Origin of the sequence: Enterobacter cloacae complex sp. GYL001 (assembly GCF_049237125.1) — a bacterium.
Lineage (GTDB): Bacteria > Pseudomonadota > Gammaproteobacteria > Enterobacterales > Enterobacteriaceae > Enterobacter > Enterobacter hormaechei_C.
This window is the reverse complement of sequence record NZ_JBMKGW010000008.1, coordinates 178,537-199,614: the sequence shown is the minus strand read 5'-3', so window position 1 is coordinate 199,614 and position 21,078 is coordinate 178,537. Positions and strand designations below refer to the sequence as shown.

General features: G+C 60.4%; 19 protein-coding genes. 8 read left to right on the top strand and 11 right to left on the bottom strand.

Annotated features, from left to right (window positions below; translation table 11 throughout):
• Nucleotides 1-50: 50 nt before the first annotated feature.
• Together nrdB and yfaE are read left to right on the top strand one after the other, a co-directional pair.
• A complete protein-coding gene (nrdB, locus tag ACOTWU_RS15820; protein ID WP_026080618.1) occupies nt 51-1,181 on the top strand; it encodes a class Ia ribonucleoside-diphosphate reductase subunit beta in 1,131 nt (376 codons plus the stop codon).
• Nucleotides 1,181-1,435: a class I ribonucleotide reductase maintenance protein YfaE gene (gene yfaE, locus ACOTWU_RS15815; RefSeq protein WP_003859419.1), complete on the top strand. Its 255-nt coding sequence runs from the start codon at nt 1,181-1,183 to the stop codon at nt 1,433-1,435. The genes nrdB and yfaE overlap by 1 nt, the downstream gene beginning before the upstream one ends.
• 83 nt (nt 1,436-1,518) lie before the next feature.
• On the opposite strand, the gene glpQ is transcribed toward yfaE, so the two are convergent.
• Both glpQ and glpT read right to left on the bottom strand, forming a co-directional pair.
• Nucleotides 1,519-2,580: a glycerophosphodiester phosphodiesterase gene (gene glpQ, locus ACOTWU_RS15810; RefSeq protein WP_126498853.1), complete on the bottom strand. Its 1,062-nt coding sequence runs from the start codon at nt 2,578-2,580 to the stop codon at nt 1,519-1,521.
• Between the two features lie 11 nt (nt 2,581-2,591).
• The gene (glpT, locus tag ACOTWU_RS15805; protein WP_003859423.1) at nt 2,592-3,944 is read right to left on the bottom strand and encodes a glycerol-3-phosphate transporter; all 1,353 of its coding nucleotides are present in this window, start codon (nt 3,942-3,944) and stop codon (nt 2,592-2,594) included.
• A 250-nt stretch (nt 3,945-4,194) separates the two neighbouring features.
• Here glpT and glpA point away from each other — a divergent pair, with 250 nt between their 5' ends.
• Genes glpA through glpC form a run of 3 tightly spaced genes read left to right on the top strand, consistent with a single transcriptional unit; the run spans nt 4,195 to nt 8,217 of the window.
• Nucleotides 4,195-5,823, top strand: coding sequence for an anaerobic glycerol-3-phosphate dehydrogenase subunit A (gene glpA / locus ACOTWU_RS15800; protein WP_126498854.1), 1,629 nt, complete (start codon nt 4,195-4,197; stop codon nt 5,821-5,823).
• Entirely contained in the window at nt 5,813-7,030 is a 1,218-nt protein-coding gene (glpB, locus tag ACOTWU_RS15795; protein ID WP_017693018.1) for a glycerol-3-phosphate dehydrogenase subunit GlpB, read from the top strand. Before glpA ends, glpB begins: the two co-directional genes overlap by 11 nt.
• Complete coding sequence (gene glpC / locus ACOTWU_RS15790) at nt 7,027-8,217, top strand: anaerobic glycerol-3-phosphate dehydrogenase subunit GlpC (protein ID WP_126498855.1); 1,191 nt, start codon at nt 7,027-7,029, stop codon at nt 8,215-8,217. Before glpB ends, glpC begins: the two co-directional genes overlap by 4 nt.
• A gap of 31 nt (nt 8,218-8,248) precedes the next feature.
• On the opposite strand, the gene ACOTWU_RS15785 is transcribed toward glpC, so the two are convergent.
• The 4 genes from ACOTWU_RS15785 to tctD all read right to left on the bottom strand — a co-directional run bounded on the left by ACOTWU_RS15785 (nt 8,249) and on the right by tctD (nt 12,285).
• Nucleotides 8,249-9,448, bottom strand: coding sequence for a nicotinamide mononucleotide deamidase-related protein YfaY (locus ACOTWU_RS15785; RefSeq protein ID WP_126498856.1), 1,200 nt, complete (start codon nt 9,446-9,448; stop codon nt 8,249-8,251).
• A gap of 94 nt (nt 9,449-9,542) precedes the next feature.
• On the bottom strand, nt 9,543-10,085 hold the full coding sequence (locus ACOTWU_RS15780; protein WP_126498857.1) for a YfaZ family outer membrane protein: 543 nt from the start codon (nt 10,083-10,085) through the stop codon (nt 9,543-9,545).
• A gap of 129 nt (nt 10,086-10,214) precedes the next feature.
• Nucleotides 10,215-11,624 (bottom strand): sensor histidine kinase, encoded by a 1,410-nt coding sequence (locus ACOTWU_RS15775; protein ID WP_045343810.1) that lies wholly within the window; start codon nt 11,622-11,624, stop codon nt 10,215-10,217.
• Nucleotides 11,611-12,285: a transcriptional regulator TctD gene (tctD, locus tag ACOTWU_RS15770; protein WP_006811361.1), complete on the bottom strand. Its 675-nt coding sequence runs from the start codon at nt 12,283-12,285 to the stop codon at nt 11,611-11,613. The genes ACOTWU_RS15775 and tctD overlap by 14 nt, the downstream gene beginning before the upstream one ends.
• Nucleotides 12,286-12,437: 152 nt before the next feature.
• Between tctD and ACOTWU_RS15765 the strand changes: the two genes are divergently transcribed.
• From ACOTWU_RS15765 to ACOTWU_RS15755, 3 genes are read left to right on the top strand one after another with little or no spacing between them, the layout of a single operon-like run.
• Nucleotides 12,438-13,418: a Bug family tripartite tricarboxylate transporter substrate binding protein gene (locus tag ACOTWU_RS15765; protein ID WP_126498858.1), complete on the top strand. Its 981-nt coding sequence runs from the start codon at nt 12,438-12,440 to the stop codon at nt 13,416-13,418.
• Nucleotides 13,419-13,429: 11 nt separating this feature from the next.
• Nucleotides 13,430-13,861 carry a tripartite tricarboxylate transporter TctB family protein gene (locus tag ACOTWU_RS15760; RefSeq protein WP_003859443.1) on the top strand — a complete coding sequence of 144 codons (432 nt, stop codon included), beginning with the start codon at nt 13,430-13,432 and terminating at the stop codon, nt 13,859-13,861.
• Between the two features lie 11 nt (nt 13,862-13,872).
• Nucleotides 13,873-15,387: a tripartite tricarboxylate transporter permease gene (locus ACOTWU_RS15755; RefSeq protein WP_006811365.1), complete on the top strand. Its 1,515-nt coding sequence runs from the start codon at nt 13,873-13,875 to the stop codon at nt 15,385-15,387.
• Here ACOTWU_RS15755 and menE read toward each other — a convergent pair whose 3' ends face one another.
• The 5 genes from menE to menD are packed head-to-tail and all read right to left on the bottom strand — an operon-like array spanning nt 15,388 to nt 21,008.
• Nucleotides 15,388-16,749, bottom strand: a complete 1,362-nt coding sequence (menE, locus tag ACOTWU_RS15750; protein ID WP_045349096.1) for an o-succinylbenzoate--CoA ligase — start codon at nt 16,747-16,749, stop codon at nt 15,388-15,390.
• Nucleotides 16,746-17,711 carry an o-succinylbenzoate synthase gene (gene menC / locus ACOTWU_RS15745; protein WP_040117895.1) on the bottom strand — a complete coding sequence of 322 codons (966 nt, stop codon included), beginning with the start codon at nt 17,709-17,711 and terminating at the stop codon, nt 16,746-16,748. Before menC ends, menE begins: the two co-directional genes overlap by 4 nt.
• Nucleotides 17,711-18,568 (bottom strand): 1,4-dihydroxy-2-naphthoyl-CoA synthase, encoded by an 858-nt coding sequence (gene menB / locus ACOTWU_RS15740; protein ID WP_003859452.1) that lies wholly within the window; start codon nt 18,566-18,568, stop codon nt 17,711-17,713. Before menB ends, menC begins: the two co-directional genes overlap by 1 nt.
• Nucleotides 18,565-19,341 carry a 2-succinyl-6-hydroxy-2,4-cyclohexadiene-1-carboxylate synthase gene (gene menH, locus ACOTWU_RS15735; RefSeq protein WP_220719689.1) on the bottom strand — a complete coding sequence of 259 codons (777 nt, stop codon included), beginning with the start codon at nt 19,339-19,341 and terminating at the stop codon, nt 18,565-18,567. Before menH ends, menB begins: the two co-directional genes overlap by 4 nt.
• On the bottom strand, nt 19,338-21,008 hold the full coding sequence (gene menD / locus ACOTWU_RS15730) for a 2-succinyl-5-enolpyruvyl-6-hydroxy-3-cyclohexene-1-carboxylic-acid synthase (protein WP_126498860.1): 1,671 nt from the start codon (nt 21,006-21,008) through the stop codon (nt 19,338-19,340). Before menD ends, menH begins: the two co-directional genes overlap by 4 nt.
• Between the last annotated feature and the right edge of the window lie 70 nt (nt 21,009-21,078).

Here is a 21,078-nt window from a genome sequence, read left to right as displayed (position 1 = left end):
CGGCAAACGCAGTGCCGCCGGGCAATAAAATCTCAACAGGACTCACCGCAATGGCATATACCACCTTTTCACAGACGAAAAACGACCAGCTCAAAGAGCCGATGTTCTTCGGCCAGCCGGTCAACGTGGCACGCTACGATCAGCAAAAATATGACATCTTCGAAAAGCTGATTGAAAAGCAACTCTCCTTCTTCTGGCGTCCGGAAGAAGTTGACGTTTCCCGCGACCGTATCGATTTCCAGGCGCTGCCGGAACACGAAAAGCACATCTTCCTCAGCAACCTGAAGTACCAGACGCTGCTGGACTCCATTCAGGGCCGTAGTCCGAACGTGGCGCTGCTGCCGCTGATCTCGATTCCTGAGCTGGAAACCTGGGTAGAAACCTGGGCGTTCTCCGAGACGATCCACTCCCGCTCTTACACCCACATCATCCGCAACATCGTGAACGATCCGGCGGTGGTGTTTGACGATATCGTCACCAACGAGCAGATCCAGAAGCGCGCGGAAGGCATTGCGCACTACTACGACGAGCTGATCGAGATGACCAGCTACTGGCATCTGCTGGGCGAAGGCACGCATAACGTGAACGGCAAAACCATTACCGTAAACCTGCGGGCCCTGAAAAAGCAGCTGTACCTGTGCCTGATGAGCGTTAACGCGCTGGAAGCGATCCGCTTCTACGTGAGCTTCGCCTGCTCCTTCGCCTTTGCCGAGCGCAAGCTGATGGAAGGCAACGCCAAAATCATCCGCCTGATCGCCCGTGACGAAGCCCTGCATCTGACCGGGACTCAGCACATGCTGAACCTGCTGCGCAGCGGCGCGGACGACCCGGAAATGGCTGCGATTGCCGAAGAGTGCAAGCAGGAATGCTACGATCTGTTCGTGCTGGCCGCCCAGCAGGAGAAAGAGTGGGCAGACTACCTGTTCCGCGACGGCTCCATGATTGGCCTGAACAAAGACATTCTGTGCCAGTACGTGGAGTACATCACTAACATCCGCATGCAGGCTGTGGGTCTCGATCTGCCATTCCAGACGCGCTCTAACCCGATTCCGTGGATCAACACCTGGCTGGTGTCCGATAACGTGCAGGTTGCGCCGCAGGAAGTGGAAGTGAGTTCTTATCTGGTCGGTCAGATTGATTCTGAAGTCAACACCGACGACCTGAGCGATTTCCAGCTCTGATGAGCCGCGTAACGCTGAGCCTTTCTGGTACAGAGGTGTTGTGCCAGGAAGAGCACCCTTCTCTGCTGGTGGCGCTTGAAGCGCATCAGGTAGAAGTAGAGTACCAGTGTCGTGAAGGCTACTGCGGCTCCTGCCGCTGCCGTCTGGTCGCAGGCCAGGTAGACTGGCTGACCGAACCGCTGGCCTTTATCAGTGAAGGGGAGATTTTGCCCTGCTGCTGCCGGGCAAAAGGCGATATTGAGATCGAGATGTAATTATGTCGGGTGGCGCTTCGCTGACCCGACCTACAAAACCGCAGTTCGTAGGCCGGGTAAGGCGCAGCCGCCACCCGGCAATTTCAGCGTTTATCCTTCAAAAAGCTCACCGCTTTATCCGGGAAATCCGTAAACACCCCGTCCACATCCGCCTGGTTATACAGTACGTCGTAAAGCTGATTCACGTCCGTCGCATACTCCGGCAGCTGGTCTGCGCGTACGGTATACGGATGCACCTGCATCTTGCTCGCATGCGCCTCTTTCACCATCGCCGTCAGCTTCACGTGACCCGGCGTTGAGCCTTCCGCCACCAGCATGTGGTAATCCGGCCCGATGCCGTCGGCGTACTGCGCAATCTGCTTCATCGCGCCCGGCTTAAACATCCAGTCGTAGGTGTAGTTCACCCACTTCCCGTCCGGCTGTTTTTCCTGGGTTTCATTCCAGTCGGTATACGCAATCAGCTGCACCAGATTGAGATCCATCCCCATTTTCGGCTCCAGCTCGGTTTTGATGCGCTTCAGTTCCGCGGCGTCGAAACATTGCAGGAAAACCTTATCCTGCTTGCTGGTGTAGCCGTACTTTTTCAGTACCTCCAGCGTCTTCGCGGCAATGTCCTTCCCTTCCTGATGGTGGAACCACGGCGCTTTGATTTCCGGGTAGATACCGATATTTTTTCCTGTCGAGTGGTTCAGCCCCTGAACAAACTCGATCTCCTCTTCGAAGGTGTGAATACGGAAGTCAGACTTGCCCATCGGGAAACGTCCCGGATAGACCTGCACCTTCTTACCGTTTTCAATCTCGAAGCCCTCGGTAAACTTCAGCGAGCGGATCTCCGCCAGCGTGAAGTCGATGGCGTAGTAGCGACCATCTTTACGGGCGCGATCCGGGAAACGCTCCGCCACGTCCGTGACGCGGTCAAGATAGTGGTCATGCAGAACGACCAGCTGGTCGTCCTTCGTCATCACCAGATCCTGCTCCAGATAATCCGCGCCCTGGGCATAGGCCATCGCTTTTGCCGGCAGCGTATGCTCCGGCAGATAACCGCTGGCGCCACGGTGGGCGATCACGATCTTATCCGCCGCCAGCGCGGAGCTTGTCATCAGGCCCGCCAGCAGCAGACCTGTCGCTAACTGAGTTAATTTCATCGCAATGCTCCTTATTGACGACGCGCCAGCACTTCGGCGTGGTGACGTTTTTCACCAATCATCACAACAACCAGCAGCAGAACAGCCAGCACGCTGCCGCCAATCATCACCATAAAGCCGCCATCCCAGCCGAAGAAGTCGACGGTGTAGCCGACGATGGCGCTCGCAGCGACCGAACCGCCGAGGTAGCCAAATAGACCGGTAAAGCCTGCCGCCGTGCCTGCCGCTTTCTTCGGCGCCAGCTCCAGGGCATGCAGACCAATCAGCATAACCGGACCATAAATCAGGAAGCCGATGACGATCATACAGGCCATATCCACACCCGGATTCCCCGGCGGGTTAAGCCAGTAAACGACCGTCGCGATGGTGACCAGCGTCATAAAGAACACGCCCGTCGCCCCACGGTTGCCCTTAAACACTTTGTCCGACATCCAGCCGCAGATCAGCGTGCCGGGAATGCCCGCGTATTCATACAGGAAATAGGCCCAGGAGGATTTATCCAGCGCGAAGTGCTTCACCTCTTTCAGGTAGGTTGGCGACCAGTCGAGGATGCCGTAGCGCAGCAGGTAGACAAATACGTTTGCCACCGCGATGTACCACAGCAGCTTGTTCGGCAGCACGTACTTCATGAAGATCTGCTTTGCCGTCAGCTCTTCTTCGTGCTTCTCGCTGTAATCATCTGGGTAGTCGTTTTTGTACTCTTCAATCGGCGGCAGGCCGCAGGACTGTGGGGTGTCGCGCATCAGAGCGAAGGCGATAATCGCCACCAGAATGGCGCCAAAGGCTGGCATATAGAGCGCGGCATGCCAGTCGTTGAACCAGGCCATCCCCAGCAGGAACAGCAGCGGCGGAAGCCCGCCCCCGACGTTATGTGCGCAGTTCCACACAGATACAATTCCACCACGCTCTTTCTGTGACCACCAGTGAACCATGGTGCGTCCGCATGGCGGCCATCCCATCCCCTGGAACCAGCCGCAGAGGAACAGCAGCACGAACATGATGGCAATGCTGGAGGTCGCCCACGGCACAAAGCCCATGAACAGCATCACCGCGGCCGCTAGGATCAGGCCGGCGGGCAGGAACACGCGCGGATTCGAGCGATCCGACACCGACCCCATAATGAACTTCGAAAAACCGTACGCGATGGAGATCCCCGACAGCGCAAATCCCAGATCGCCGCGTGAGAAGCCCTGCTCCACCAGGTACGGCATGGCGAGCGCAAAGTTTTTACGTACCAGATAGTACGCCGCATACCCGAAGAAGATCCCGAGGAAGATTTGCCAACGCAGACGGCGGTAGAGAGGATCAATCTCTGCCTCTGGCAGTCGCGCCCGATGTGGCGCAGGTTTAAAGATACTGAGCATAACAGCCTCCGTGGCCTTTCAAAAAATGACCGGGCATCTCGCGCCCGGCTACAGAGGCGGCGATGTTAAGAAATCACGGTGAATGTTACTGTGAATCAACGCACAGATTGTTACAGAAATATGACAGAATGCGCAAAAAAGCGCATGAAATCACGTTTCACTTTCGAATTTCGCGCGTTTATGTTCGAAATCAAACAAACCACACGATCAATGTGGCTAAATGCTAAAAAACGAACATAGAGGAAAGGCAATGACAATTCACGATCCACGCTTCAGCGATGTGATTATCATTGGCGGTGGCGCGACGGGTGCCGGCATCGCACGCGACTGCGCCCTGCGGGGATTGAGCGTCACGCTTCTGGAACGCCACGATATCGCCACCGGCGCGACGGGACGTAATCACGGTCTGTTGCACAGCGGCGCCCGCTATGCGGTCACTGACGCTGAGTCAGCACGCGAGTGTATCGCTGAAAACCAGATCCTCAGGCGCATCGCCCGCCACTGCGTTGAACCGACCAACGGTCTTTTTATCACCCTTCCAGAAGATGACCTCGGCTTTCAGCAAACCTTTATCACCGCCTGCACGGCGGCAGGCATTCAGGCCGAGGCGATCGATCCTACGCAGGCGCGCCGTCTTGAACCCTCGGTAAACCCGGCGTTACTGGGCGCGGTAAAAGTACCGGACGGAACCGTTGATCCTTTCCGCCTGACCGCCGCCAATATGCTCGACGCGCGGGAACATGGCGCCCGGATCCTGACCGGGCATCACGTCACCGGGCTTATTCGTGAAGGTAATACCGTGCGCGGAGTGCGCGTGTTTGATGCGCAGTACAACGAACACCGCGAGCTGTATGCCGCCGTCGTGGTCAACGCGGCGGGGATCTGGGGCCAGCGCATCGCGGAATACGCGGACCTGTCGGTGCGCATGTTCCCGGCGAAAGGCTCGCTGCTGATCCTCGACCACCGCATCAATAACCATGTCATCAACCGCTGCCGTAAACCGTCTGACGCCGATATCCTCGTGCCGGGGGACACCATTTCGTTAATCGGCACGACCTCAATGCATGTGGACTACAGCGAAATTGATTACAACCGCGTCACCGCTGAAGAGGTGGATATCCTGCTGCGCGAAGGGGAAAAGCTGGCCCCGGTGATGGCGCAGACGCGTATTCTGCGTGCCTACGCGGGCGTGCGTCCCCTTGTCGCCAGCGATAACGATCCGAGCGGGCGTAACGTCAGCCGCGGCATCGTGCTGCTCGATCACGCCGAACGCGACGGCATGGACGGGTTTATCACCATTACTGGCGGCAAGCTGATGACCTATCGGCTGATGGCCCAGTGGGCCACCGATGCCATCTGCCGTAAGCTCGGCAACACCGCACCGTGCGTGACGGCGGAACAGGCTCTGCCCGGCTCGCAACAATCGACAGAAAAAACGCTGCACAAAATCATTTCACTTCCTGCCCCGCTTCGCGGTTCAGCGATTTACCGCCACGGCGACCGCACCCCAACCTGGCTCGGTGAAGGGCGACTCAGCCGCAGCCTGGTGTGCGAATGCGAAGCCGTGACCGCAGGCGAGGTGCAGTATGCCGTGGAAAACCTGACGGTGAACAACCTGCTCGATTTACGCCGCCGCACGCGCGTCGGGATGGGCACCTGTCAGGGGGAGCTGTGCGCCTGCCGTGCCGCCGGGCTGCTGCAACGTTTTCACGCCACCACCTCAACCCAGTCGCTTGCCCAGCTCAGCGATTTTTTAAACGAGCGCTGGAAGGGCATTCAGCCCGTCGCCTGGGGCGATGCCCTGCGCGAAAGCGAGTTTACCCGCTGGGTCTATCAGGGGCTTTGCGGTCTGGAGAAGGAGCACAACCATGAAATTTGATACCGTGATTGTCGGCGGCGGGCTGGCGGGCCTGCTGTGCGGCCTCAAACTGACGCAGCGGGGTCTGCGCTGCGCCATTGTCACTCGCGGTCAGAGTGCCCTGCACTTCTCTTCCGGCTCGCTGGATTTACTGGGCGCGCTATCGTTCGCCGATCTGCCGCCTGAACATCCCTACCGCCTGACGGGCGCAGAGAATATGGCCCGCTTTGCCTGCGAAACCGAACACCTGCTCACCACCTGCGGCGCACGCATGCAGGGTGACGCCGAGCAAAATCATCAGCGCGTCACGCCGCTCGGCACCCTGCGCGCCGCCTGGCTTAGCCCGGAAGAGGTGCCTGTCGCCCCCATCGCTGCCGAGCGCGTGCGGGTGGTGGGGATCAGCGGCTTCCTCGATTTCCAGCCGCATCTGGCCGCCGCGTCTCTCAGACAGCAGGGTGTTCAGGTGGATACGGCGGAGATTGATCTCCCCGAACTCGACGTGTTGCGCGAAAACCCCAGCGAGTTTCGTGCGGTGAACATTGCCCGCCTGCTGGATAATGAAAGTTACTGGCCGCAGCTGTACGCGGCGCTTCAACCGCTCGGCGAGACCTGCGACGCCCTGTTTATGCCCGCCTGTTTTGGCTTAACGGACAACCGGCTCTGGCGCTGGCTCTCGGCGCGCCTGCCCTGTACGCTCGGTTTACTGCCGACGCTCCCCCCTTCCGTGCCCGGCATTCGTCTGCACACCCAGCTTCAGCGTCAGTTTGTTGCCCAGGGTGGCGTCTGGATGGCAGGCGACGAGGTGAAAAAAATCATCCTGGCTGAGGGCGCGGTAAGCGAAATCTGGACCCGCAACCACGGCGACATCCCGCTTCGCGCACGCTTTACGGTGCTGGCAAGCGGCAGTTTCTTCAGTAACGGTCTGCTGAGCAGCCGGGATGGCGTGCGTGAGGCGATCCTCGGTCTGGACGTCCGGCAAAGCGCTTCCCGCGCGGACTGGTATCAAAGCGATTTCTTCACCCCGCAGCCCTGGCAGCAGTTCGGCGTGATCGTCGACAGCCAACTGCGCCCGCGGCTGGGCGGGGAACCGGTTGAAAATCTTTACGCCATCGGCTCGGTTCTGGGCGGGTACGATCCCGTGGCGCAGGGCTGCGGTGGCGGCGTCTGCGCCGTCACTGCGCTGCATGTCGCGGAGCAGATTATCCAGCGCAGGGAGGGAGCACAATGAACGACACCCGATTTGAAAGCTGTATCAAATGCACGGTCTGCACCACGGTTTGCCCGGTCAGCGGCGTCGATCCGCGCTATCCCGGCCCGAAACAGGCCGGTCCCGACGGGGAGCGTCTGCGCCTGAAGGATGGCGCGCTCTACGACGAGGCGCTGAAATACTGCATCAACTGCAAACGCTGCGAAGTTGCCTGCCCGTCGGACGTGAAAATAGGCGATATCATCCAGCGCGCCCGCGCCCGCTACAGTACGCAAAAACCGACGCTGCGTGACGCGATACTGAGCCACACCGATCTGATGGGTAGCCTCTCGACGCCTTTCGCGCCGGTCGTCAATGCCGCCACCGCCCTGAAGCCGGTGCGCAGGCTGCTGGATGCGACGCTCAAAATCGACCATCACCGCAGTCTGCCGAAATATTCTCACGGCACCTTCCGCCGCTGGTTTAAATCCGTGGCGGCAGAACAGGCGCAGTTCGCTGAGCAGGTCGCCTTCTTCCACGGCTGCTACGTGAACTACAACCATCCGCAGCTGGGGAAAGACCTGCTGAAAGTGCTGAACGCCATGGGAACGGGCGTTCAGCTGCTGAGCAAAGAAAAGTGCTGCGGCGTTCCGCTGATTGCCAACGGCTTCATCGACAAAGCGCGCAAGCAGGCGAGCCGCAACGTCACCTCTTTACGTGAGGCGATCGTCGACAAAGGGATACCGGTACTGGCGACGTCGTCAACCTGTACCTTCACGCTGCGCGATGAATATCCGCATCTGCTGGAGGTGGATAACACCGGCCTGCGCGAGCACATTGAGCTGGCGACCCGTTTTCTCTGGCGCAAACTGGACAGCGGGCAGACGTTACCGCTGGGCAAATTGCCGCTGAAGGTGGTGTATCACACGCCATGTCATATGGAGAAGATGGGCTGGTCGATCTATACGCTTGAGCTTCTGCGGCTGATCCCCGGGCTGGAGCTGACGGTGCTGGACTCACGCTGCTGCGGCATCGCAGGCACGTACGGCTTCAAGCGTGAAAACTACCCAACGTCACAGGCCATTGGCGCGCCGCTGTTCCGGCAGATTGAAGAGAGCGGCGCAGATATCGTGGTGACGGACTGCGAAACCTGCAAGTGGCAGATCGAGATGTCCACCAGCAAACGCTGTGAACATCCCATTACCTTGCTGGCAAAAGCGCTGGCGTAACCGTTGCCGGGGACGCGGCCCCGGCACACTCTCACTCCACGAACAGCGATTCGACGACGTTGATCCAGCCGTGCTCGCTGGCGACCTCTTTCCCGTTCAGCCAGCGGCGCAGCATGTTCAGCGCCATCATCGCGCACACCTCCTGACGCACGGCCAGGCTGTGGCGGGTAATGCTCATCCTGACCCGCAGGGCGTGCGTCCCTTCCGGCGTTGCCAGGGCAAAGTTGAGGTGCTCCTCATCCAGCCCGCCCACAAACACCGCCAGCCCGGCGAAATGCTTCACTCTGCGCTCGGACGCCCAGCGCGCGGTCTGCGCCAGCGTCTCCTGCTGGAACGGCACCACTTCACTGGCCAGCAGCGGCGCACCCGCCCGGGTAAGCTGAAGCGCCAGAAGCCCACCGGTAAACTGCTCGCTTAACGTCACGCTCAACTGGCGGGACTGCAAATGCGCTGCGATCTGCGCCGGCAGCCCTTCCGTTCCTTCGAAAATCAGGCTTTCCCCGGCGACGCGCTGCACTTCCGGCCACAGCGCCAGCATGGCGGCTTTCTCTGACGCCGGTCCGGTCAGCTTCAGTTCAATAATCGGCATGGAGGAGCGATAGCCCATCGACACGCCAGGAGGCAGTTGCAGGTGATCGAGGCTCTGGGCCAGATCGCTTTCCGAGCGACCAAAGGTGGTCAGACGCAGGCACAGCGGCGGTTCAGGCAGCGTAAAGCGCGCGCGCAGGCGCGGCAGGATCTGCTGCTCGACCATCACTTTAAATTCCGACGGGACGCCCGGGGTGAAGAACATCAGGCAGCGGTTCAGCTGAACGGCAAACCCGCAGGCGGTGCCGACCGGGTTATCAATCAGTTCCGCGCTGGCGGGAATTTCAGCCTGCTTACGGTTGCTGGGGGCCATCACGCGGCCACGCCCGGAGAAAAAGCGCTCCATCTGTGCCAGCCACGCCTCGTGCAGAACCAGGCCTTCGCCTTTGGCCGTGGCGGCGGCCAGCGCGCTGAGATCGTCGCTGGTGGGTCCCAGCCCGCCGTTCACAATCAGCACGTCGCAGCGTTCGCTGCGCTCGCGCAGAACGTTGACCAGCGACTCAAGATTGTCACCTACGGTGTTGCGGCGCGTTAACGGTAATCCTTGCTCAAAGAAGAGATCGGCGAGCCAGGCGGCATTGGTATCAATGATTTGCCCATGCAGCACTTCGTCGCCAGTGGATAACATTTCCACATTTATCATTGTGTTCTCCCATTTCAATGGTCAAAACACTATAGCGCAATCGAGGACCGGGGGAAGAGAGAAACTGGCGCGACTGAACGCCGCGCCGAGAGGATTAGAAACCGGCGCTCACGCCGACGTACGGACCGTCTGCCAGGGCGTTGTCGCGGTTGCCGTCTTTACCGGCCAGGTTCAGATAGCGATAGCCCGCTTCGATGGTGATCGGACGCATGATGGTCCAGCGCGCGCCGGCATTAGCTTCCTGATAGCTGTCGATACCGCTGGAGAGGGAATCCGGGGAGTAGTAGTACTCACCGAACAGGCCAAAGCTGTCGCCAATTTTCCACTGCAAGCCGCCGCCCACTGCCGCCGCGTAGCCTTCGTCGCCGTCGTTCGGGTTGGTGTAAATGCCTTTACCGCCGACGGTCGCCAGGAAGGGGCCCAACGGCACGTTGAAGCCGAGGCCCAGGCTTGCCGCATCCCCATCGTCGTCGTTGTGCGTCCAGCCGCCGGTCATTGCCAGGCCTGCGCTATCCGTGCCAAGACCAAAGCCCAGATGGGTATAATCTTCTCCCGCCGAGCCGTTGAAGGAAATTGCGTTTGCCGCTGCTGAAACAAACATCAGGCCGCTTAAGCCCATTAATGCCACTTTTTTCATTGTCGTGATCCCGCACAATTTATTCAGAGATGTCCAAAAACCGCGAGATTTTAACCTGACTGCCTGTGTGATCAATGGACTCAGCGTGCGGCGGGCAATTAGTTTGTAACGATTTGATAATATCGGCATTTATACCAGCATCAGAAAGCGCATTTTCACGCTCAGCCCACCCAGATTTTCACTGGGCATCAGCTGAAGATGGCTGCGGTGCAGGCGGGCAATATCGTTAGCCAGCGCCAGGCCAATGCCGGACCCGGCGGCATCGCCCACGTTATCCAGCCGATGAAACGGCAGCATGGCCTGGGAGATCTGGTCTTCAGCAATGCCCGGTCCGCTGTCCTCCACGCTCAGCTCAACGGCATCGTTAGCCGTGCGCAGGTACACCGTCACGACGCCCTGCTCCGGTGTGTATTTGATTGCGTTCTCCAGCAGGTTGGCGCAAAGTTCGCCCAGCAACACGTCATCCCCCTCAATCATTACCGACTGCTGTACGCCGTCATAACCGAGATCGATACCCTTGCTGCGCGCCTGCGCCAGCCGGGAAAAGCAGCAGTTTTGCACCACCTGTACCAGATCGACAGGCGCAAACTGTCGCTCCCCCTGCTCTTTTCGCTTCACCGCCGAAAGCTGCAACAGCCTTTCCGTCAGCACGATGGTGTTATCCAGCGTGACGTTCATCGCCCGTAAGCTCTCCTGCCACAGCGCCGGATCGTTACGCGTCAGGGCAACCGATACCTGGGTTTTCAGCACCGCCAGCGGCGTTTTGAGCTGGTGTGAGGCGTCGGCGTTAAAGCGCGCCTGCCGCGAAAGTACGCCGCGCAACCTGTCGATATAGCGGTTAAATGCCACAATCAGCAGCCGCGTTTCCGACCAGGGCAGCAGCTCCGGCAGCGGAGCCAGCAGCCCGGGCTCACGGCGCACCATCAGGGACGAGAGCTGCCGCATCGGGCGCAGCACACGACGCAGCAGCCACGCGGTCAGGACCAGCGTCAACAGCACCAGCAGCCCCTGCGACACGAGCGAGGAAAACAGCAGCTGAGTGGCCAGATAGCGCCGCGACTGCAACGTTTCGGCGACGTAGATCTCCGCCATCCCGAACACACTGTCCTCGTTAACCGGCTGGAGCAGCTTCGCCACGCGGATCGCCTGCCCGCGATACTCGGTATGATAAAACCACGCCAGCGCCGGATAGTGTGTAGTGCGCGACGTGGAGGGAGGCATATTCGGCAGATCGTCGTAGCCGGAGATCGTCCGCCCGTCAGGGTCCACGACCTTGTAGTAGAGGCGATCGTTCATGTTCAGCTCGAAGCTGTCGAGCACGACCCAGGGCACGTTCACCTGGAGTTTTCCGTTGTGCACCACCAGCCGCTCTGACACCGTGCGCGCCGAGGATAACAGCGTGCGGTCATAGGCCTGCGTCGCCGCCTGTAACGCGCTAACGTAGCTGTTAAAGGCTGACAGCCCCCATAACAGCAGCAGCGGCAAACCCAGAAAAAGCAAAAGTTGCAGGTAAAGCGACTGCGGCTTAACCCACCTCATCGCCGCACTCCAGCACGTAGCCCAGCCCCCGGAGGGTAATGATCCGCACCCCGCTGCCGGTCAGCTTCTTACGCAGGCGGTGAATATAGAGATCGATGCTCTCGGGGCTGACGTCGTCGTTCAGGCTGAATACCTGGTCGAAAAGCTGTTGCCGGGAGACGGGACGGGTCCGGCGGTGCATCAGCACCTTCAGCAAAGAGAGTTCGCGCGGCGTGAGGGAAAGGGGTTCATCGCGCAGCAGAAAAAAGCCTTCATCATCGTACTCCAGCTCTCCCAGCCGCTGGCGCTCCTGGGTTCGTCCTTCGCTGCGGCGCAGCAGCGCGCGCAGGCGGGCATCAAGCTCCTCCAGCTCGAACGGTTTCGGCAGGTAGTCATCCGCCCCGGCATTCAACCCCTTCACCCTGTCTGCCACGTTGCTGCGGGCGGTAAGAAACAGCACCGGCAGCGTCTGCCCGCGTTTTCTCAGGCGATGCACCACCTCCAGCCCGTCGAAGCCGGGCATGCCGATATCAAGGATCGCGACGGCATAGTTTTCTCCCTGCAAAAGATGATCGGCCGCCCGTCCATCGTTGACGCAATCCACGGCAAATCCGTTTTGTACCAGCGCTTTTTCCAGCCAGTGAGCCAGCTCACGATTATCTTCCGCCAGTAAGAGACGCATATCACATCCTGTAAAGTTGGTGTCGCAGTGAAAGGGAAATGAAAGGTTATTGTTTTAACAATCACGCAACGGAACCGCTACAAGGTGGTTCACATAATCAGAAAAAATACACCCGTACCCGTACTCCCGGTTCTCCGGCGTGAGGATAAACGATGAAAAAACAATTACTTTCTACCCTTGCTGCAAGCGTATTGCTGTTGAGTGCCTCTGTCGTCCAGGCGCAGGACGCGCCATCCCGTACCGAATGTATCGCCCCGGCCAAACCCGGCGGCGGCTTCGACCTGACCTGCAAGCTGATTCAGGTCAGCCTGCTGGAGACGAAGGCCATTGAAAAACCGATGCGCGTCACCTACATGCCCGGCGGCGTGGGCGCGGTAGCCTATAACGCCACCGTCGCGCAGCGCCCTGCCGAAGCGGGCACCGTGGTGGCCTTCTCCGGCGGTTCGTTGCTGAACCTGTCGCAGGGGAAATTTGGTCGTTATGACGTGAATGACGTGCGCTGGCTCGCCACCGTAGGCACCGATTACGGCATGATCGCCGTGCGCGCGGACTCCCCGTGGAAATCCCTGAAAGATCTGCTGAACGCCATGGAAAAAGATCCGAACAGCGTGGTCATTGGCGCGGGCGCCTCTATCGGCAGCCAGGACTGGATGAAAGCCGCGCTGCTGGCGCAGCAGGCCAAAGTGGATCCGCACAAGATGCGTTACGTGGCCTTTGAAGGCGGCGGCGAGCCGGTGACGGCGCTGATGGGCAATCACGTCCAGGCGGTATCGGGCGATCTCAGCGAAATGGTGCCCTACCTGAGCGGGGATAAGATCCGCGTGCTGGCGGTCTTCTCGGAAAACCGTCTGCCGGGCCAGCTGGCAGACGTCCCAACCGCTAAAGAGCAGGGTTATAACCTGGTCTGGCCGATCATCCGCGGCTTCTTCGTCGGGCCAAAAGTGACCGACGCCGAGTACCAGTGGTGGGTGGATACCTTCGCAAAACTTCAGCAAACCGAGGAGTTCAAAAAACAGCGCGATCTGCGCGGGCTGTTTGAGTTCAACCTGAACGGCAAGCAGCTGGACGAGTATGTCAAAAAACAGGTGAATGACTACCGCGAACAGGCGAAAGCCTTTGGTCTGGCGAAATAACCGGAGGCGCTATGAGCGATCGCATTTTTGCCGGGATATGGCTGCTGCTCTGCATTGGCGGCATGTTCGTCGCCTGGCAGATCCACAGCGAATACAGCTATGAACCCGTGGGGCCACGCCCCTTCCCCGTCGGCATTGTCGGCCTGATGCTGCTCTGTTCGGTGGCGCTGCTGCTGCGCCATCCGGATACCGTGGAGTGGCCGCCACGCCGTACGCTGCAACGTCTGCTGGTAATGGTAATTGTCCTGCTGATGTATGCGTGGGGCTTTGAGTGGCTCGGCTTCCCGATTGCCACCGCCCTGCTGACGATGGTGATTGGCATACTGTTTAACGCCTCGCTGCCTGCGGCGGGGATCTCCGGGGTCGTACTGGGCATTTTACTCTGGTACGCCTTCGACCGCCTGCTGGACGTGACCCTGCCGCTCGGCGCATGGTTTAACTAACGGAGCACGCTATGGATACCTGGATCTATCTCTCTCAGGGGTTCGCGGTAGCGATGACCCCGGAAAACCTGGTGATCGCCCTGATCGGCTGTTTCGTCGGGACCATCGTCGGCCTGCTGCCGGGCCTTGGCCCTATCAACGGCGTGGCGATTTTACTGCCGCTGGCCTTTGCGCTACACCTGCCTGCGGAATCGGCGCTGATCCTGCTGGCGACGGTTTATATCGGCTGCGAATACGGGGGGCGTATTTCCTCGATTCTGCTTAACGTGCCCGGCGATGCCGCCGCCATTATGACCGCGCTGGATGGCTACCCGATGGCGCAGCAGGGGCGCGGCGGCGTGGCGCTCTCTATTTCTGCCGTCAGCTCGTTCTTTGGCTCCATGATCGCCATTGGCGGCATCATCCTCTTCGCCCCGGCGCTGGCCCAGTGGTCGCTGGCGTTTGGTCCGGCCGAGTATTTTGCCCTGATGGTGTTCGCCATCGCCTGTCTCGGCAGCATGATGGCGCAGAATCCGCTGAAGTCGTTTTTGTCTGCGTTGATTGGCCTCAGTCTGGCCACCGTCGGCGTGGATGCCAACACCGGGGTTTATCGTTTTACCTTCGACAGCGTTCATCTCTCCGACGGCGTGCAGTTTATCGTCGTGGTGATTGGTCTGTTCTCTGTCTCAGAAATCTTACTGATGCTGGAGCATACCAGCAGCGGGCAGACGCTGGTGCGTAAAACCGGACGTATGCTCTTTAATGCCAAAGAGGGGGCGCAGTGTATTGGCGCCACCCTGCGTTCGTCGGTGATCGGTTTCTTCGTCGGCATTCTGCCCGGCGCGGGGGCTACTATCGCCAGCGCTATCACCTACATGACCGAGAAAAAGCTGAGCGGTAACAGCGACAGCTTCGGCAAAGGCGATATCCGCGGCGTGGCAGCGCCGGAGGCGGCGAATAACGCCTCGGCCTGCGGCTCGTTTATCCCGATGCTGACCCTCGGCGTGCCGGGCTCCGGCACCACGGCGGTAATGATGGGCGCGCTGACGCTCTATAACATCACCCCGGGTCCGGCGATGTTTACCGAGCAGCCCGATATCGTCTGGGGTTTGATTGCCGCCTTGCTGATCGCCAACGTGATGTTGCTGGTGATGAACATCCCGCTGATCGGCCTGTTCACCCGCATGCTGACCATTCCCCTGTGGTTCCTGGTCCCGGCCATCGCCGCCGTCTCTGCGGTTGGGGTGTACGCGGTGCACAGCACCACCTTCGACCTGGTGTTGATGGTGCTGCTCGGCGTGCTGGGCTACATTCTGCGCAAGATGCACTTCCCGATGTCGCCGCTGATTTTAGGGTTTGTGCTGGGGGAAATGCTGGAGCAGAACCTGCGCCGCGCCCTCTCCATCAGCAACGGCAACATGGGGATCCTGTGGGAGAGCAGCGTGACGAAGATCCTGCTGGCAATGGCGATTATGGTGATTGTCGTGCCGCCGGTGCTGCGCTGGGTCCGTCGACGCCAGCACAAACCGCAGCCGGATATCGGCTGATTAGCCCCTCAACAGGGCATTGACCCACTGCTTTAACGCCTGGCGGGAGATTTTAATCCCGCCATTTTTCAGTTCTGACGGCAGCGCCAGCCAGTGTACCGGCTGCTCAAAGCGCGCCAGCCTGCCCTGAACCCACTCCGGCAACAGCGTGATATCCGTGCCCGGCTCGCATTCCACTACCGCCACCGGACGTTGCCCGTACTCGGCATCATCCAGCGGAACGACAAACGCCTGGCTTACCTGCGGATGCGTGGCGATAACGCGCTCCAGCGCTTCGGGCTGGATCCCTTCTCCGCCGCTGAAAAAGAGATTGTCCATTCGGCCCAGAATGGTCAGGCGTCCGTCATGCCACTCGCCGCGATCGCGGGTGGCGAACCAGCCCTGCTCATTGACCAGCGGCAATAATGCGCCGTCTCGCCAGTAGCCCGCCGCCATGCTTTCCGCCCGGATCCAGACTTCACCGTTCACCACCTGAACGTCTCTGCCCGGCAGCGCGCTGCCCACGTCCGGCGCGCCGTCGGCCTCTTTGGCGCAGACGGTGGAGGCGAACTCGGTCAGACCGTAACCGCAGAACGTACGGATCCCCTGCTCGCGCGCCTGTTCGGTCAGCGCAACGGGGATTTCCGCCCCGCCGAGCAGCACGGCTTTCAGCGCGACGGGATGGTGTGAATTAAGCAGCCGCCACAGCTGCGTTGGCACCAGCGAGGCGTGGGTACAGCCCTGTAGCGCCTGCTCCAGCGGCTGTTTTTCACGCACGGTGAGACGGCCTCCGCCCTGCAACCAGCGCCACAAAATCCCCTGACCGGAGACGTGAAACAGCGGCAGAGAGAGCAGCCAGTCGTCGCTACCGCCGTAAGGCATCAGCGCCAGCACGCCCTTTGCGCTGGCAAGGTGGGCGGCACAGGTGTGCACCGCCGCTTTCGGCAAGCCGGTGGAGCCAGAGGTGAGCGTCATTGAGGCCAGCCGTTCTGCCCGCCACGTGACGCCGCCCTGCCCCTCGCCCTCTCTTAATACCAGACCGGGCAGACCGTCATACTCACCGTTAAGCACCAGCGCAAAACGCAGGGTCATCTGCGGCAGGAGGACGTCCAGCAGCGGACGGGGAAGCTGAGGGTTCACCGGCAAAATGCGGGCGCCGCACTGAAGCAGCGCCAGCCAGGCCAGCAGGGTCTGCGGGTGGTTGTGGGCGAGCAGCATGACGCCGTCACCGTCCGTAACGCCCTGAGACTGAAAACCGGCTGCCAGACGATCGATACGCTCGCCCAGCTGAGACCAGCTGAGCGTTATATCGTCTAAACGCAGCGCGGATTTATCGGCACGCCGGGTGCGCCAGTACCGCCACGGCCAGTCGGTAAAACTCATCGCAGTGGCTCCAGCGCCCCGACGTCGAGGCACGGCAAGGTGCTGCCAGGCCACTGGCGAATCAGCTGGGCCTGCATCAGGTTTAGCGTATCGAGACCGGGAACGGTGTCCGGCGTTAACCATGCAGCGATGCGCGCCAGCTGCGTCAGGCCGAGGCTGGATTCGATGGATGAACTGATCACCGCCGTCAGCCCTGCGGCATGGGCCGCCGCAACCTGCTCGCGCACCTTGTCGAGGCTGCCGGTCAGCGTTGGCTTAATCACCACGGCCCTGACGCCCGGCTCGGCGGCAAACGCGAAATCGGCTTCGCGCAGGCTCTCATCCCAGGCGATGGCAATGCCGGTTTCCCGGGCAAAGGCGCGCGAGTCGTCGCGCGTTTTGCACGGCTCTTCGAGAAACGCGATGCGGCTGCGGTACGCCGGGTTGACGTACTTCGCAAACTGTTGCGCCCTGAGCGGCGTCCAGGCGCGGTTGGCGTCCAGGCGCAGGTGCAGATCGGGAATGGCTTCCAGTAACAGGTTAACCACCATTCCGTCGCGCACTGCTTCGTACAGGCCAACCTTTATTTTCGCCACCTTCTCGCCAGGCATCGCGGAAAGGAGCGCGAAAAGTTCATCCGGATCGCCGGTACAGAGCGGCGCGGCGCAATAGTTCGTCGCGTCCGGTAAACTGCCGTCCAGCTCTGCCAGCGCACAGCTGATGCCGAACGCGGCGGAAGGAACGTCCGGCAGCGCCGGATCTGCTCCCTCACGCCATTCGTACGTCCAGGCCATCAGCGCAGCCTGCGCCTCGTCCAGCGTTTCCAGGCTAAAACCCGGAAGCGGGGCGATTTCGCCCCACCCTTCCCGCTCGCCCTGCCGGAGATGCACGCAAAAGCCGTCACGGGTTTTTAACCGCCGTTCACGCAGCACCACGCCCGCGTCCATCGGTATCTGCCAGCGGTAAACCTGCGCGCAACGCATTACGGGTTCCGTTTGTATTTGCTGAAGTCTGGCTGGCGTTTTTCGTTGAACGCGTTGCGCCCTTCCTGACCCTCTTCGGTCATATAGAACAGCATGGTGGCGTTACCTGCCAGCTCCTGAAGGCCCGCCTGACCGTCACAGTCGGCGTTGAGGGCCGCTTTCAGGCAGCGCAGCGCCATTGGGCTGTTTTGCAGCATTTCGCGACACCAGCGCACGGTCTCTTTTTCCAGATCGGCGATCGGCACCACGGTGTTAACCAGCCCCATATCCAGCGCTTCCTGGGCGTTGTACTGACGGCACAGGAACCAGATTTCGCGGGCTTTTTTCTGACCGACAATGCGCGCCATATAGGACGCGCCCCAGCCGCCGTCGAAAGAGCCGACTTTCGGGCCAGTCTGACCGAAAATGGCATTTTCCGCCGCGATCGTCAGGTCACACATCATGTGCAGCACGTGACCGCCGCCGATGGAATACCCTGCCACCATCGCGACCACCGGTTTTGGACAGGTGCGGATCTGGCGCTGGAAATCCAGCACGTTCAGGTGGTGCGTGCCCGCATCATCCTGGTATCCGCCGTAGTCACCGCGGACTTTCTGATCGCCGCCGGAGCAGAAGGCTTTCTCCCCTTCCCCGGTGAGGATGATGACGCCGATAGTGTCATCGTAGCGGGCATCCGCCAGCGCCTGGATCATCTCTTTTACGGTCAGCGGACGAAATGCGTTGCGCACCTGTGGACGGTTGATAGTGATTTTGGCGATACCATCGGCGGATTTGTGGTAACGAATGTCGGTGTAGCCTTCGGAGCAGTCCTGCCATTCAACCGGCGCGTAAAGCATGTGTTCATCAGGATAGATCATAGCGTGTCCTTTGTTCGATAACGCAGTATCTGAGCCAGACTCGCGGCAACCGCGTCCGGGTTGTCCCGGTGGGCGTTGTGTCCGGCGTGAGGGATAGCATGACGCGTGGCGTTAAGTTCAGCAGCGATAGCTGCAAACTTCCCGTCACGTTCGCCATAGAGATAGTCAAAAGAAAAATTACGCGCGATGAGCGCGGGACGTAAATCAGGCTGAACGGCAAGCGAGGTGGCCTCCAGCATCTCTGCCAGCCTCGGGCCGTTGTTCCGGCTGCGCAGCGCGATCAGCGCCCTGCGCTGATCATCCGTAAGTGAGGCAAAGACCGGCTGTTGATACCAGTCGGCAAAGACGGCCTCCAGCGGCTCACTGCGAAACCGTGACGCCCAGCGGCGGTCAGAGATCAGCCGGGCCTGGCGCGCATCGGCGTCTTGCAGGCCCGGGTGTCCACCTTCCACCATCAGCCCGTCTAACCCCGCAGGATGCTGACAGGCATGGAACATCGCAATGCGGCCGCCGAGGGAGTACCCCACGAGCCAGTATCTTAGTATGTTGTAACTAACAAGGGTATGCGAGAGCAATTCACTTACCTCTGCAAACCCCGTCACGCCCGTATCCGCTGAACCACCGTGCCCGGGCAGGTCAATGTAGAGCCGGGGGTAGTCATGCAGCGACGCCCCGACAGCCTGCCACTCGCGACAGTCGCCGGAAAAACCGTGCAGGAAAACCAGCCAGGGGTAGCCTGGTTTTCCTGGCTGGGAGACGCCTGCGAGGATCACAGGTGACTCACCTGCGCAAGCAGATGTTGCAGCTTCTGCGCGCCGTCAGCATCGTTTACCACCAGCTCAATCAGCGTCGCGCCAGGCTGCCGCCAGGCGGTGTTCAGCGCCGTCTCCAGCGCGTCCCAGTTTTCCGGGCGATGGTACTTCAGGCTGAACATGGCGGCGGCGTGTTCGAACTGCACGTTTTGCGGCATCAGATAGAAGCGCTCACGCTCGCTTTGCGGCGTCGGCAGCAACGAGAAAATCTGCCCGCCGTTATTGTTCACAACAATCAGCACGAACGGGGCCGACGCCTGACGCAGGAGCGCCAGCGCGTTGAGATCGTAGAGGGCTGAGAGATCCCCCACAATCGCCAGCGTGGATTTCGCGCTGGCCCGCTGTACGCCAGCGGCGGTGGAGATCAGGCCGTCAATGCCGCTCGCGCCCCGGTTGCTGTACACCGGATAACCCGCCGGCAGCTGCGAAAAGGCGTCAATCAGGCGCACCACCAGGCTGTTACCGACAAAAAGTTGTCCCTGCTCGGGAAGATATTTGCAGATACGGTGCGCCAGCCCGGCTTCACTGAACGCCTCGCACTGCGCTTTGGTGAGTTCCCACGCCTGACGTGACAGCGCCGGGATCTCCACCGCCCAGGGTTTGCGTTTTTCCGCCGGATGCAATTCCAGCCAGCTGTCAATGTTGCTCACCAGGCGGCGGCCGCGATGGTGCGCCGGGTCAAGGCGTCCTTCGAGCGGATCCACCAGCCAGTACTCTTCTGGCGTACAGGTGGCCTGCCACTGGAGCAGACGCTTCCCCGTCAGGCTCGATCCCAGCTGGACGACAATCTGCGCCTGCGCCAGCTCGGTAACCGCTTTCGCGTTCCCCAGCCAGAGGTCGGCGCAGGGCAGCGGCTGGCCCGTCTGGGAAAGCACGTCACCAATCAGCGGCCAGCCAAGCGTTTGTGCCCACTCCGCCGCCAGCTTGCCTTCCGCCGCACTCATCCGCCCGGCAATCACCACGCCGCGCTTCTGGCGCCAGAAGAACCAGTCGCGCTGTCTTGCGCTTTCCAGATGCGTCTGCTCGCGCAGCCAGGGTTTTTCGCTCTCCCACCAGTCACCCAGCTGCTGTTGCCAGACGAGGCCAGTATCGTTCATTTCGCCGTACAGCGGCTCGGCAAACGGGCAGTTAATGTGCAGCCCGCCGCTGCGCAGTGCGTTCATGGCGTGGTCGAGAGTTGAGACCAGCCAGCTGGCGGGAATGTCCTGAGTGGGGCGCGGCAACGAGACCGTCTGTGAAGGATGCGAGGCAAAAATGCCAGGCTGACGAATCGCCTGGTTAGCGCCGCAGTCAATAAGTTCCGGGGGACGGTCGGCGGTGAGTAATATCAGCTTTTCGCCGGTTAATCCCGCTTCTATCAGCGCCGGATAGAGGTTCGCCACCGCCGTGCCGGAGGTGACTATCACCGCCACGGGCGCTTTGCTGACTTTCGCCAGCCCGAGCGCCAGATGGCCCAGACCCCGCTCATCAAAATGGGTGTGGTGAATAAAAGCCCGGTTTTCCGCGGCAGCAAGGGTGAGCGGCGTGGAGCGAGAGCCCGGGGCAATACACACATGCCTGACACCATGACGGGTCAGGGCTTCAAGGATCACCGCCGCCCAGCGTCGGTTAAAAGAACTTACTGACATGAGATTGTCCAGTATCAAGAATGCGACACAGTATAAATAATAGAAAAAGTCAGAATTTTGATATGAATCG